Here is a 14,304-nt window from a genome sequence, read left to right as displayed (position 1 = left end):
GCACGCCACCACGGCGAGCGCCCCCGGCCCCGAACGCATGCCTCACGCCTCCTGGTCGGTCGCCTCCCGCGGCACCCCCGCCGCCCGGTAGGCCGCCTCCTCGTCCAGCGTCTCCGCCTCCAGCAGCGCCGCCGCCAGCGCGTCCAGCCGGGGCCGCTGCTCGGTCAGGATCCGCACCGCGTCCTCGTAGCACTCGGCGACGATCCGCCGGGCCTCCTCGTCGACCGCGTCCAGCGTGGTCGGCGCCGCCGAGAGCCCGTACGCGCCCTGCGCGTCCGAGGGCACCGCGGTGAGTCGGCCGACGCGCTCGCTCATCCCCCAGCGTCCGGCCATCCCGCGGGCGATGTTGGTGACCTGCTCCAGGTCGCTCTCCGCCCCGGTGGTGATCACCCCGTACACCACCTGCTCGGCCGCCATCCCGCCCAGCGCGCCGATGATCCGGCCGCGCAGGTAGGGCTCGGTGTACGAGTAGCGGTCGTTCTCCGGGGTGGAGAGGGTGACGCCGAGGGCGCGGCCGCGCGGCACGATGGTGATCTTGCGGACCGGGTCCGCGCCCGGCTGGAGCATGCCCAGCAGTGCGTGCCCGCTCTCGTGGTACGCCGTCCGCTCGCGCTCCTCCTGCGGCATCACCAGGGGCCGTACGGCGCCGAGTTGGACCTTCTCCAGGGCGTCCGAGAGGTCCCGCTCGCTGACCGCGTCCTGCTCCCGCTTGACGGCCAGCAGGGCGGCCTCGTTGACCAGGTTGGCGAGTTCGGCGCCGGTCATCCCCGGGGTGATCTTGGCCAGCTGCTGCAGGTCGGTGTCGCCGGCCAGCGGGACGGTCCGGGTGTGGATGCGCAGGATGGCCGCTCGGCCCTCCCGGTCGGGCGGGCTGACGGTGATCCGGCGGTCGAAGCGGCCGGGGCGCAGCAGCGCCGGGTCGAGCACGTCGGCCCGGTTGGTGGCGGCGATCACGATGACGCCCTCGGAGCCGGTGAAGCCGTCCATCTCGGTGAGGATCTGGTTGAGCGTCTGCTCGCGCTCGTCGTGCCCGCCCATGCCGCCGCCGGCGCCGCGCTGGCGGCCGATGGTGTCGATCTCGTCGATGAAGATGATCGCCGGGGCGACCTTGCGGGCCTCGGCGAACAGTTCGCGGACCCGGCTGGCGCCGACGCCGACGATCATCTCGATGAACTCGGAGGCGGAGGCGGAGAAGAACGGCACGTCCGCCTCGCCGGCCACGGCCCGGGCCAGCAGGGTCTTGCCCGTGCCGGGCGGGCCGCTGAGCAGCACGCCGCGCGGCATCTTGGCGCCGAGCCTGCGGTACCGCTCGGGGTTCTTCAAGTAGTCGACCACTTCGGTGAGTTCGGCCTCGACCTCGTCGATGCCGGCCACGTCGGCGAAGGTGGTGCGCTTGCCCTGCTCGGCGGTGACCGGCTTGGGCGGGGCCTTGCGGCCGAGCGGTCCGGCGCCGAGGCCGCCGGACATCCGGCGGGCGAGCAGCACCCAGACGAAGACCAGCAGCAGCATCGGCGCGAGCGAGAGCAGCAGGTTGGTGAGGAAGCTGCGCTGCTGGACCGGCGAGGTGGCGGTGACCTCGACGCCCTGCTGCTGCAGGGTGGTCCAGAGGTTGTCGCCCGCGAAGGAGGGGCGCTGGGTGTCGAACTCCGTGTAGTCGCCCTTGCCGCCGTCGGGTTTGGGCTGGGCGCTCTTGAGGGTGCCCTCGATCGCGTCGCCCTTGGAGTAGATCTTGGTGATGTTGCCCTTGTTCAGCTGGTTGTTGAACTCGGTGTAGGAGATCGTGGTGGCGCCCTCGTTGCCGAAGAACGACAGCAGCAGGTCGGAGATCAGGAACACCACGAGTGCGGTGAGGACCAGGCCCGTCCAGCCGCCGGGCATCCGGCGGCGGGGCGGCGGCGGGGGCGGGGCGCCCTCGGACCGCCAGGGCTGGTCGGGGGTCTGGCGCGGCGGCACGGGTTCGGTCACCCACCGGACGATACGGACAGGCGCTCGGGCGGGCCAACCGCAACGCCGCGCCCGCCCGGCCGTACGGCCGCATCTAGGCTCCCGACCAGCGGATATGCCCCGGCGGCACCGGTCAGCCCGCGGCGCCCGGCCACTCCTCGGCGGTCAGCGCGAACCGCTCGTGGTCGCGCCAGTCCCCCTGGAGGAACAGCATCCGCGGCGTGAAGCCCTCATGCCGGAAGCCCAGCCGCTTGGCCAGCGCGATCGAGCGCTCGTTCTCCGGCTGCACGTTGATCTCCAGCCGGTGCAGACCCAGCCCGTCCGCCGACTGCGGGGCGAAGCAGCGGTCCAGGACCAGCCGCAGGCCCTCGGTCATCCGCCCGGTGCCGGCGTACGGGAGGTAGGAGTCGTAGCCCAGCGTGGCGTTGCAGAACCTGCCCATCACGATGTTGGCGACGTTCACCTTGCCGACCAGCCCGCCGGTGTCCCGGTCGAAGATCAGGAACGTGCGCAGGCCGGCGCCCTGGCGGCCCAGCAGTTCCGGCAGCCCGTCCGGCTCGACCGGGTTCCACCGCCCGATGTGCTCGGCGGACCGGCGGACCGCCTCCGCGTACAGAACCTCGTCCTCGGCCCTCGGGGCCCTGATCATCACTCGCATGCCGACATCATCGGACACGGCGGCGTTCCCGGACACGGCACCCGCCTCGGACGCACGATCGGCCCGCCGTCCGGAGAGCACCGGACGACGGGCCGATCAGGACCGGACGGAGCCGGTCACCAACGCTCGGGCCAAGGACTACAGCATGTCCTTGAACTCCTTGGGCAGCTCGAAGTCGGCCGGGCCCTTGCCCGCGCCGAGGCCGAACGCGCCGCCGTCGGCCGGACCCTGGCCGCCGCCCGGGCCGAGCGCGCGGCGCTCGGCGGCCGCGGCCTCCTCCTGCGCGCGCTTCAGCGGGTTGCCGCTCTTGCGCTTGCCCTTGGCCTGCGGGGCCTTCTTGGCGGACTTCTTGGCGCCGCCGCCCATGCCCGGGATCCCCGGCATGCCGGGCACGCCCTTGCCGGAGGCCATCGCGGACATCATCTTGCGGGCGTCGAAGAACCGCTCGACCAGGTTCTTGACCTCGCCGACCTGGACGCCCGAACCCTTGGCGATGCGGGCGCGGCGGGAGCCGTTGATCAGCTCCGGCTCGGCGCGCTCGGCCGGGGTCATCGACTTGATGATCGCGCCGACCCGGTTGACGTCCTTGTCGTCGATGTTGTTGATCTGCTCGCGGATCTGGCCCATGCCGGGCAGCATGCCGAGCAGCTTGGAGATCGAGCCCATCTTCTGGACCTGCTCCAGCTGCGACAGGAAGTCGTCCAGGGTGAACGCCTTCGGGCCGCCGCGCAGCTTGGCCGCGATCTTCTCGGCCTCGGCCTGCGAGAAGGTCTGCTCGGCCCTCTCGATCAGCGAGAGGACGTCACCCATGCCCAGGATGCGCGAGGCCATCCGGTCCGGGTGGAAGGCGTCGAAGTCGTCGACCTTCTCGCCGTTGGAGGCGAACATGATCTGCCGGCCGGTGACGTGCGCGACCGACAGGGCGGCGCCACCGCGGGCGTCACCGTCGAGCTTGGAGAGCACCACACCGGTGAAGTCGACGCCGTCGAGGAAGGCCTGCGCGGTGGTGACCGCGTCCTGACCGATCATCGCGTCGACGACGAACAGGACCTCGTCCGGGTCCACCGCGGCGCGGATGTCGGCGGCCTGCTGCATCAGCTCGGCGTCGATGCCGAGGCGGCCGGCGGTGTCGACGATGACGACGTCGTACTGCTTCTGCTTGGCGTACTCGATCGAGTCCTTGGCCACCTGCACCGGGTCGCCGACGCCGTTGCCCGGCTGGGGGCCGTAGAAGGCCACGCCGGCCCGCTCGGCCACCACCTGGAGCTGGTTGACCGCGTTGGGGCGCTGGAGGTCACAGGCGACCAGCAGCGGGGTGTGCTTCTGCTTCTGCAGCCAGTGGCCGAGCTTGCCCGCCAGGGTGGTCTTACCGGCACCCTGCAGACCGGCGAGCATGATGACCGTCGGGCCGTTCTTGGCGAACCGCACCCGGCGGGTCTCGCCGCCGAGGATCGCGATGAGCTCCTCGTTGACGATCTTGATGATCTGCTGCGCCGGGTTCAGCGCGCCGGAGACCTCGGCGCCGAGCGCCCGCTCCTTGACCTGCTTGATGAAGGCCCGGACGACCGGCAGCGCGACGTCCGCCTCCAGCAGCGCGATGCGGATCTCGCGGGCGGTGGCGTCGATGTCCGCCTCGCTCAGGCGGCCCTTGCCCCGGAGGTTCTTGAACGTCGCTGCGAGGCGATCGGAAAGGGTGTCGAACACGTCGTCGCGGGTCCTCTGCGGCATCGGTATCGGTACGGTCGTCGTCCCCCAGGGTATCCGGCCACCCCGGGTACGGTCTCCACCCCCGGGGCGGAATGCCCGGAGCGGCCCGGGGAGCAGCCCCCGCGGAGCCCCTCAGCCCAGTGCCGCCCGGACCGCTGCGGCCACCTCCCCGGCCCGTCCTGCGGTGAGCGGACGGCCCGCCGGATCGGTCAGGTAGAAGGAGTCGACGGCCTCCGCGCCCAGCGTGGACACGTGCGCGGTGCGCACCCGGACGCCCGCCCCGTCCAGCGCCCGGCCGATCCGGTGCAGCAGCCCGGGGGCGTCGTGCGCGCGGACCTCCAGCACGGTAGCGGTCGCCGAGGCCACCGCGGGCGCCACCGCGACCAGCGGCGGCGGGGTGGGGATGCCCCTGCGGCGCGGGGCGGCGGCGTCCCGCTCGGCGAGGCGGCGGGAGACGTCCAGCGAGCCGTCCAGCGCCCGGCGCAGGTCGGCCCGCAGCCGGGCCGCCTCCGGCAGCTCGCCGAACTCGGCGGCCACCCGCCAGGACAGCAGCAGTACCGGGCCGGAGCCGACCGGGTCCAGCTCGCGCAGGCCCGCCGAGCGGACGGTCAGCCGGTGCAGCGCCAGTACTCCGGCCACCGTGCCGAGCAGTCCGGGCCGGTCCGGAACGGCGAGGGTCAGCTCGACGCCCATCGGCCCGCTGCCCGGGTCCGCCCCCTCGGCCCGGGCCAGCAGGGACAGCGCGGGGCCGCCGGTGCGGGCGGCCTCGACCGCGATCCGCTCCTGCTCGGCGCTCGGACGGGCCCAGGGCGCGGCCCCTTCCGGCGCGGCCCCTCCCCCGGCCAGCTGCGCGGCGGCCCGGGCCACCAGGCCGTCCACCAGCGAGGCCCGCCAGCCGCTCCACGCCGCCGGTCCGGTGGCCAGCGCGTCCGCCTCGGTGAGCGCGTGCAGCAGTTCCAGCTCCGACGGGGTGCCGACCGCCTTGGTGATCGCCTCGACGGTGGCCGGGTCGTCCGGATCGCGCCGGGTCGCGGTGTCGACCAGGGTCAGGTGGTGGCGGACCAGCACCGCCAGGGTCTCGGTGTCCTCGGCGGGGAAGCCCATCCGGACGGCGAGGTCGCGGACGATCACCTCGCCGGCCTCGCTGTGGTCCCCGGGCCAGCCCTTGCCGATGTCGTGCAGCAGCGCGGCGACCAGCAGCAGGTCCGGCCGGGCGACCCGGCGGGTCATCGAGGCGGCCCGGACGGCCGTCTCCACCAGGTGCCGGTCGACCGTCCAGCGGTGCACCGCGTTGCGCTGAGGACGGCAGCGCACCCGCTCCCAGTCCGGCAGCAGCTTCGTGATCAGCCCCTCCGCCTCCAGCGCCTCCCACACCGGGACGGCCGCCTCCCCCGCCCCCAGCAGGGTGACCAGCTGCTCGCGCGCCTCGTCCGGCCAGGGCACCGGCAGCGGCCGGCACTCGGCGGCCAGCCGGCGCACCGTCGCGTACGAGACGGTCAGCCCGTTCTGCGCCGCGGCGGCCGCGGCGCGCAGCGGCAGCACCGGGTCGGCGGCCGGGCGGGCGCCCTGGGCGAGCACCGCCTCGCCGTCCTGCTCGACCACTCCCTCGGCGAGCGGGCGGCGGGCGACGGCGCCCCGGGCCACCGCACCCGCGCCGCGCCCGGCGCCGGCGAACCGGAAGACCGGGCGGCCCGTCCGGCGGCCCCGGCCGGACCGGGCGGCGAGCACCCGGTCCACCGCCCGCCAGGTGACGTCGCCCGCGTAGGCGACGGTCCGGGCGGCCTCGTAGACCTGGCGCAGCAGGGTGTCGGCGTCCAGCACGCCGAGCCGCTCGGCGACCTGGTCCTGGTCCTGGAGGCTGAGCCGCTCGGTGGCCCGGCCGGTGGCCAGGTGCAGCGCGTCGCGGACGTCGGCGAGCCGCAGCGCGGCGGCGTCCAGCCCGTCCCTGGGGGCGTCGGCGAGCCAGGTGGCGGCGACGGCGTCGAGCGCGACCAGGTCGCGCAGGCCGCCGCGGGCCTCCTTCAGGTCGGGCTCCAGCAGGAAGGACAGCTCACCGTGCCGTTCGGCGCGCTCCCGGCCCAGCTCGCGCAGCTCGGGCAGTCGCGCGGGGGCGCTCGCGCGCCAGTCGGTGAGCACCGCGGAGCGCAGTGCGGCGGTGAGCGCACCGTCCCCGGCGAGGTGGCGGGCGTCCAGCAGGCCCAGCTGGGCCTTGAGGTCGGCGGCGGCCACCGCGCGGGCCTCGGCGGGGGTGCGCACCGAGTGGTCGAGCTTGGCGCCCGCGTCCCAGACCGGGTACCAGATCCGCTCGGGCAGTTCGGGGGCGATCGGGCCGTCGTGCAGCAGCAGCACGTCCAGGTCGCTGCGCGGGGACAGCTCTCCCCGGCCGTAGCCGCCGACGGCGACCAGCGCGACGCCGGACGAGGGGGCGCCGGACGACGAGGCACCCGACGACGGGACGCCGGCCGCGGCGAGCAGTCCGGCCAGCCAGTCGTCGGTCAGCCGGGCGAGCGCGGCGCGGCGCGGGCGGCCGGTCAGCCCCGGCCGGTCGAGCAGCGCGGCCCGGGCCGCGGCGTAGGCCGAAGGGTCCGAGGGGTCCGAGGGGCCGGAGGAGGGGCCGGTCTCGATGGTCATGCGCGGAGTCCCGTCCGTCGTGCGGGTTGGTCCTGGGCGCCCGTACGGCCGTAGCGGGGCCCGGGCGCGGGTACGCCGACCGGCGGACCCGCGCCCCGTGGGGGAGGGCGGGCCCGCCGGATCGCTCAGTGCCTCACAGGGCGTCGGGCCCGCGTTCGCCGGTGCGGACCCGGACGGCGGTGTCGACCGGGATGCTCCACACCTTGCCGTCACCGATCTTCCCGGTCCGGGCGGCCTTCACCAGGACGTCGATCAGCTCGTCGGCGTCCTCGTCCTCGACCAGGACCTCGATCCTGACCTTCGGCACCAGGTCCACGGTGTACTCGGCGCCCCGGTAGACCTCGGTGTGGCCGCGCTGGCGGCCGTAGCCGCTGGCCTCGGTGACGGTCAGGCCGTGGATCCCGAAGGCCTGCAGGGCGGCCTTCACCTCGTCCAGGCGGTACGGCTTGATCACGGCGGTGATGAGCTTCATCGGGCGTCGACCTCGGTCTTCTCGGCAGTCTTCTGGGCGGACTTCTCAGCAGCCTTCTCGGCGGCCTTCCCGGCAGGCTTCCCGCCGGGCGCGGCACCGGTGCCCAGGGAGGGGAGCGCCCGGGCCAGGCCCGCGCCGACGGCGCTGAAATCGTAGGCGGACTCGGCGTGTTCCGCCTGGTCGATGCCGGCCACCTCGACCTCCTCGGGGACCCGGAAGCCGACCAGCTTGTCGACCGCCTTGGCCAGCAGCCAGGACAGCACGAAGGAGTACGCCGCGACCACCGCCACGCCCATCGCCTGCTTGCCGAGCTGGGCCGGCCCGCCGCCGTAGAACAGGCCCTTGGCGGTCTGGCCGACCCCGCCGGTGGCGAACAGGCCGATCAGCAGCGAGCCGATCGCCCCGCCCACCGCGTGCACACCCACCACGTCGAGCGAGTCGTCGAAGCCCCAGCGGTACTTGAGCGAGACCGCGGCGGCGCAGACCGCGCCCGCGATCAGGCCGATCGCCACCGCGCCGAGCGGACTCACCGAACCGCAGGCCGGGGTGATCGCGACCAGCCCGGCCACCGCGCCGGAGGCGGCACCCAGCGTGGTGAACGCGCCGTGCTTGAGCTTCTCGAAGACCAGCCAGCCGACCAGCGCCGCGCCGGTGGCGACCTGGGTGTTGACCATCGCCATCGCGGCGACGCCGTTGGCGGCCAGCGCCGAGCCCGCGTTGAAGCCGAACCAGCCGAACCAGAGCAGCCCGGAGCCGAGCATCACCAGCGGCAGGCTGTGCGGGCGCATCGGGTCCTTCTTGAAGCCGATCCGCTTGCCCAGCACCAGGCAGAGCGCGAGGCCCGCCACACCGGCGTTGATGTGCACGGCCGTACCGCCGGCGAAGTCGATCACGCCGTTCCGGTCGCCCAGCCAGCCGCCGTGGCCGTTGTCGACGAAGAACACCCAGTGTGCGACCGGGAAGTAGACGACCGTCACCCAGAGCGCGATGAACAGGCCCCAGGCGCCGAACTTGGCCCGGTCCGCGATGGCGCCGCTGATCAGGGCCGGGGTGATGATCGCGAACATCAGCTGGAAGATCGCGAAAGCCGTCACCGGGATCGAGCCGCTCAGCTCGTTCAGCCCGATGCCGCGCATCCCGAGGAAGTCCAGGTTTCCGATGAGCCCGGCGAAGGCGTCGGGCCCGAAGCTGAGCGAGTAGCCGTAGAGGACCCACAGCACGCTGACGATGCCGAGCGAGAGGAAGCTCATCGCCAGCATGTTCAGTGTGCTCTTGGCCCTGACCATGCCCCCGTAGAAGAAGGCCAGGCCCGGGGTCATCACCATGACCAGGGCCGCACTGATGAGCACGAAGGCGGTGTCGCCCGCGCTGAAGCCGTCCGGCATCGGCGTCTCCTCTGCGTGAGGGCCGCTCCCCGGGTACCTGTCCCGTGCCACCCGGGGTGGCGGCGATGAACAGGAGAGTGCCGAAGGCTGGTTTCGGCCAGTGCGGCCGGTTGTTTCACGGCCGTGACGCATGCGACGCGCTGGTTACGGGCACGTGAACCACGGCCCTGTCGTTGGGCCGGACGGGTTACCGTGCCGCCGCGCCGCACGGTCCGTCGCCGGAAACGCCACCGACCGTGACGGCGGCGGCCGTCACGGTCGGTGGTGTCCTCGCCCGGGGACCGTTCAGACCACCGAGACGAACTCCGGAATGTCCTGAACCACCCGCTCCTTGAGCCGGCTCACCGCGTCCACGCCCCGGAACCGGGCGGACGCCGCCTCCGTGGTCTTGCGGACCCGGGAGTTCAGCCGCTCCGACCGCACCTTGGTCGCGATGTCCACCGCCTGCTCGGCGTACCGGACGGCCTCCTCGGCCTCCTTCTGCAGCAGGTGCACGCTGGCCATGCCGATCAGGTTGAAGGCGTACGAGCGCACGTGGTCCTCGTCCTGGCGGAACAGGTCGACCGCGCGCTCCATCACCGGCGCCGACAGCGAGGCGTACAGCTGGGCGTTGTCCGAGTGGTACGCCAGGTCGCGGTACGAGTGGGCGTTCTCGGCGTTCAGCTCGGCCGGCGAGAAGAACTTCAGCCAGTCCGGCTCGCCGTCCCCGTCGCGGATGTCGGTGAAGGTGTCCTCGGACAGCCGGATCGCCCGGGCGCAGCGGTTGACCTCGCCGATGGTGGCGTAGGCGCGCGCCTCCATCGCGTACAGCAGGGACTGCTGGCGCGGGGTGGCGGTGTCGCGGCTGCCGTACTGGGCCAGGTGGATCAGCTCCAGGGCGTCCTCGCCCCGGTTGAGGTGGATCATCTGGCGGCTCATGTCGGTGAGGATCAGCGCGCCGAACGGGCGGTCGCCGGCCTCCTTGGCCGCGTGCAGGGCCAGCACATAGTACTTCTGCGCGCTCGGGTGCATCCCGACGTCGTAGGACATCCAGCCGGCCAGGTGGGCGAGTTCGGCGGTGAGCCGGAACAGCCGCTTGGTGGTGTCCTCGCTGTACGTCTCCTGGAGCAGGTCGGTGACCTCGTGGAGCTGGCCGACCACGGCCTTGCGGCGCAGCCCGCCGCCGTTCTGGGCATCCCACTGGCGGAACATGACGGTGGTCTGCTCCAGCAGTTCCAGCTCGGGCTCCGAGAGCCGGCCGGTGAACGCCTCGCCGCCGTTGGCCGCGGTGAGGATCGGGGTGGGCACGCCGGTCGGGCCGGGGGCGAGCCAGCGCTGCATCGGCTCGATCAGCGCGGCGCCGGCGGTCAGCGCCAGCGAGGTGCCGAGGAATCCCCGGCGGTTGAGCATCAGGTCGCTGCGGGAGTAGTCGCTGATCAGCTGGACGGTCTGCGGTCCGCTCCACGGCAGGTCCACGCCGCCGCCGACGGTGGAGACCGGGATCGCGGCGCGCAGGCCGAGGTCCTCGATCGAGACCACCGAGCCGAAGCGCTCCGAGAACAGCTCCGACATGATCTTGGGGATCGGCTCGCGGGGCTGCTCGCCGTCGAGCCAGCGGCGCACCCGGGAGGTGTCGGTGGACACGTGGTGGGCGCCGATCTGCCGGGCCCGGCGGTTGACCTGGCGGGCCAACTCGCCCTTGGACCAGCCGCTGCGGGCGAACCACGTGGTCAGCTTCTCATTGGGTTGCTTCTCTGCCATGGGAACGTCCCCATCCCGCCCGGCCCCTGCGGGGCCCCGATCGTGACCGCCCGACGGTGTGCGGGCTCTTGCCAGACGTGCCGTGCCTGAGGTGCTGCGTACCGCCCCGTCGTACTGGTGTGCCATCGTCGTAGACGGTGCGTCAGATCCCCAACTCCCGTTCCCCGACGGCCCGGAGCAGGAACCCCGGCGACGTCCGTGTGCTGAACGTAGTGCCCCTCGGGGCACCCGTGGGAGCGGCCCTGGCGAAACGCCACCTTTCGCCACCCCCAGGAGTGAACCGAAGCACGGGGGCACAGGCTTCACTAGGTAGTCGCGACGGTCCGGCATATGCGGGCCGCCAAGTCCCCCGGCCAACCCCGGAAGCCCCGGCAGACCTCGCAATCCACCGCTGCCACAAGCGATTTCGCCGTCCACTCGGGACGGCAACCGCCTCACGCACCCGACGATCCGGCATCGGCGCCGCCCCCACAAGGCGGCGCCCGAGGCACACCGTCGCAACAGGCGCGCGCCAAGCGCTGCGCGCCGCCACCGCACCACGCACCACGCAACGGACAATCAACACACAGTCACCATCCCGTAACCATCGGCAACGACAACCTGTTGGGGGAGGCATGGACAACCTGTTCGGCGAACTTCGACTGGGGCACCTGCGGCTGGCACCGCTGGGCGCGCGCCGCCGCACCAAGGTCACCGCGTCCCAGGCCGCCGCGGAGTACACCGGCCGCTGGGGCTGGACGGTCGCCCCCGGCGACCCGGCCACCGGCACCCCGGGCACCGGCGCCACCGCCCCGACCCGCTGTCCCTGCGGCTCCCACCGCTGCGCCGCCCCCGGCCTGCACCCCGTACCGGGCAGCGCGAGCCGGGCCGCCACCGGCGCCGAGGGCTCGGTGCTCTTCCCCACCGGCCGCGCCTTCGACGTGCTGGACGTCCCCGAGCAGGCCGGCCTCCAGGCGCTGGTCCGGCTGGAGCGGATGGGCACCCAGATCGGCCCGGTGCTCGCCCCGCCCACCGGCCGACTGCAGTTCCTGGTCGCCGCCGGAACCGCCCGCCGCCTGCCCGACCTGCTCTACCGGATGGGCTGGGACGACGCCGCGCTCGACCTCACCTGCCACGGCGAGGGCAGCTACGTCGCCGCCCCGCCCACCGTCCTCGGCGAACTCGGCCCGGTCCGCTGGCTGCGTCGCCCCACCCGCGACAACGCCGGCTGCCCGCCCGAGGCCCGGCTGCTGCTCGGCACCCTCGCCTACGCCTGCCACCGCAGCCGCGAGCGCACCGCCGAGCCGGCCTGGATGGCTTCGTGACTCGCCCGCTCGCCTCCGGGACGCTCTGATCCGGCGCCGACGGTCGTCGCTCCGGCGCTCGCCCCCCGCTCTCGCCGCTCCTCCCTTCCGGCACCGGCGCGCCCCTTCCGCTCGAGGCGGTCGCCCGACACACGCGAAAGGGCCCGCCCCCGAAGGAGCGGACCCTCACCGACGGGAGGCCCCGGTCAGTCCCCGATCAGCGCGTCCACGAACGCACCCGGCTCGAACGGCGCCAGGTCGTCCGCGCCCTCGCCCAGACCGATCAGCTTGACCGGCACGCCCAGCTCGCGCTGCACCGCGACCACGATGCCGCCCTTGGCGGTGCCGTCCAGCTTGGTCAGCACGATGCCGGTGATGTCCACCACCTCGGCGAACACCCGGGCCTGGATCAGGCCGTTCTGGCCGGTGGTGGCGTCCAGCACCAGCAGCACCTCGTCCACCGGGCCGTGCTTCTCGACGACCCGCTTGACCTTGCCCAGCTCGTCCATCAGGCCGGTCTTGGTGTGCAGTCGGCCGGCGGTGTCGATCAGCACGGTGTCCACACCCTCGGCGATGCCCTCCTTGACCGCGTCGAAGGCGATCGAGGCCGGGTCGCCGCCCTCCGGGCCGCGCACGGTGCGCGCACCGACCCGCTCGCCCCAGGTCTGCAGCTGGTCCGCGGCGGCGGCCCGGAAGGTGTCGGCCGCGCCGAGCACCACCTTGCGGCCGTCGGCGACCAGCACCCGGGCCAGCTTGCCGGTGGTGGTGGTCTTGCCGACGCCGTTGACGCCGACGACCAGGACCACGGCCGGGCCCTCCTCGTGCTTGGTCGAGCGGACGGTGCGGTCGGCGTCCTTGCCGACCAGCTCGACCAGCTCCTCGCGCAGCAGGCCGCGCAGCTCGTCCGGGGTACGGGTGCCGAGCACCTTCACCCGGGTGCGCAGCCGCTCGACGAGCTCCTGGGTCGGGGCGACGCCGACGTCCGCGGTGAGCAGGGTCTCCTCGATCTCCTCCCAGGTGTCCTCGTCCAGGTGCTCGCGGGAGAGCAGCGAGAGCAGACCCTTGCCGAGCGAGTTCTGCGAGCGGGAGAGCCGGGAGCGAAGCCGGACCAGCCGGCCGGCGGTGGGCTCGGGGACCTCGATGGCGGGTGCCACCTCGGCCTCGGCCGGAGCCTCGACCTCGACGGCCTCGGGGGCCTCGGGGAGCGGCACCTCCTCGACGGTGCGGCGCGGCTCCTCGGTCGGAGGCGCGGCCTCCTCGCCGACCTGGGGCTCCTGGGGGGTCTTCGGCGCCGTGATGACCGGCGCCTGCGACTTCGGGGGCAGCTGCTGGCGTCGTCTGCCGGAAACGACGAGGCCGGCGATCGCGCCGATGGCGACCACGGCGATGACTACGGCAAGGATCACGTATTCCATAACGCCCCCAGTATCCGTGACCGGAGCCGTTCCGGACCGCAGCCCGGCCTAGACCGTCACCCTACGGACGCCTGAAGGACGCCGCTCGCGGTGCTCGTCGCGCAGCCGCTGGCTGATCACCTGGGAGATGCCGTCGCCCTTCATGGTCACGCCGTACAGCGCGTCGGCGGACTCCATGGTCAGCTTCTGGTGGGTGACCACGATCAGCTGGGAGCTCTCCCGCAGCTCCTCCATGATCCCGATCAGCCGGCGCAGGTTGGTCTCGTCCAGCGCCGCCTCCACCTCGTCCATCACGTAGAACGGGCTGGGGCGGGCCTTGAAGATCGCCACCAGCAGGGCCACGGCGGTCAGCGAGCGCTCGCCGCCGGACAGCAGCGACAGCCGTTTGACCTTCTTGCCGGGCGGCCGGGCCTCCACCTCGACCCCGGTGGTGAGCATGTTGTCCGGGTCGGTCAGCACCAGCCGCCCCTCACCGCCCGGGAAGAGCCGGGCGAAGACGCCCTCGAACTGGGCGGCGGTGTCGTGGTACGCCGAGGTGAACAGCTGCTCGACCCGCCGGTCGACGTCCCGGACGATGTCCAGCAGGTCACGCCGGCTGCGCTTGAGGTCGTCCAGCTGCTCGCCGAGGAACTGGTGGCGCTCCTCCAGCGCGGCGAACTCCTCCAGCGCCAGCGGGTTGACCTTGCCCAGCTGCTGATACGCCTTCTCGGCGGCCTTCAACCGCTTCTCCTGCTCGGCCCGGACGTACGGGTACGGCTCCCCCGGCGCCTGCCCGTCCTCGGGCGTTGACGGCGGGACGGGCTGGTCCGGCCCGTACGAGGCCAGCAGCTCGCCCCCGTCGATGCCGAACTCCTCCAGCGCGCGGGCCTCCAGCTGCTCGATCCGCAGCCGCTTCTCCGCCCGCAGCACCTCGTCCCGGTGCCCGGCGTCGACCAGCTTGTCCAGTTCCTCCTTGAGGCCGCGCCCGTGCTCGCGGTGCTCCCGGAGCTCGGCCTCCCGCTCCGCGAGCGCCTGCTCGGCGGCCGCGCGCCCGGCGTCGGCGCGGGCCAGCGACACCTCCAGGCAGGCC

General features: G+C 73.4%; 10 protein-coding genes. 1 reads left to right on the top strand and 9 read right to left on the bottom strand.

Annotated features, from left to right (window positions below; all coding sequences use genetic code 11):
• Positions 1–42: 42 nt before the first annotated feature.
• From ftsH to nsdA, 7 genes are all read right to left on the bottom strand, one after another.
• Complete coding sequence (gene ftsH / locus HS99_RS25755; protein WP_030554865.1) at positions 43–1,965, bottom strand: ATP-dependent zinc metalloprotease FtsH; 1,923 nt, start codon at positions 1,963–1,965, stop codon at positions 43–45.
• 112 nt (positions 1,966–2,077) lie between these two features.
• On the bottom strand, positions 2,078–2,602 hold the full coding sequence (locus tag HS99_RS25750; protein WP_030287989.1) for a GNAT family N-acetyltransferase: 525 nt from the start codon (positions 2,600–2,602) through the stop codon (positions 2,078–2,080).
• A gap of 138 nt (positions 2,603–2,740) precedes the next feature.
• On the bottom strand, positions 2,741–4,306 hold the full coding sequence (ffh, locus tag HS99_RS25745; RefSeq protein WP_030287992.1) for a signal recognition particle protein: 1,566 nt from the start codon (positions 4,304–4,306) through the stop codon (positions 2,741–2,743).
• A gap of 135 nt (positions 4,307–4,441) precedes the next feature.
• Positions 4,442–6,940 carry a [protein-PII] uridylyltransferase gene (locus HS99_RS25740; protein ID WP_030554867.1) on the bottom strand — a complete coding sequence of 833 codons (2,499 nt, stop codon included), beginning with the start codon at positions 6,938–6,940 and terminating at the stop codon, positions 4,442–4,444.
• A 133-nt stretch (positions 6,941–7,073) separates the two neighbouring features.
• Positions 7,074–7,412, bottom strand: coding sequence for a P-II family nitrogen regulator (locus tag HS99_RS25735; protein WP_030287996.1), 339 nt, complete (start codon positions 7,410–7,412; stop codon positions 7,074–7,076).
• Positions 7,409–8,797: an ammonium transporter gene (locus tag HS99_RS25730; protein WP_030287998.1), complete on the bottom strand. Its 1,389-nt coding sequence runs from the start codon at positions 8,795–8,797 to the stop codon at positions 7,409–7,411. Before HS99_RS25730 ends, HS99_RS25735 begins: the two co-directional genes overlap by 4 nt.
• Positions 8,798–9,082: 285 nt before the next feature.
• Positions 9,083–10,537 (bottom strand): transcriptional repressor NsdA, encoded by a 1,455-nt coding sequence (gene nsdA / locus HS99_RS25725; RefSeq protein WP_030288000.1) that lies wholly within the window; start codon positions 10,535–10,537, stop codon positions 9,083–9,085.
• Positions 10,538–11,151: 614 nt separating this feature from the next.
• On the opposite strand from nsdA, the gene HS99_RS25720 reads away from it, so the two are divergent.
• Entirely contained in the window at positions 11,152–11,841 is a 690-nt protein-coding gene (locus HS99_RS25720; protein WP_030554869.1) for a bifunctional DNA primase/polymerase, read from the top strand.
• A 185-nt stretch (positions 11,842–12,026) separates the two neighbouring features.
• Here HS99_RS25720 and ftsY read toward each other — a convergent pair whose 3' ends face one another.
• Together ftsY and HS99_RS25710 are read right to left on the bottom strand one after the other, a co-directional pair.
• On the bottom strand, positions 12,027–13,235 hold the full coding sequence (gene ftsY / locus HS99_RS25715; protein ID WP_030288004.1) for a signal recognition particle-docking protein FtsY: 1,209 nt from the start codon (positions 13,233–13,235) through the stop codon (positions 12,027–12,029).
• Positions 13,236–13,283: 48 nt separating this feature from the next.
• A partial coding sequence (locus HS99_RS25710) for an AAA family ATPase (RefSeq protein WP_170066677.1) occupies positions 13,284–14,304 on the bottom strand: 1,021 nt, incomplete at its 5' end.

This window comes from Kitasatospora aureofaciens (assembly GCF_001188955.3).
GTDB lineage: Bacteria > Actinomycetota > Actinomycetes > Streptomycetales > Streptomycetaceae > Kitasatospora > Kitasatospora aureofaciens.
This window is presented reverse-complemented; position numbering and strand designations above follow the sequence as displayed.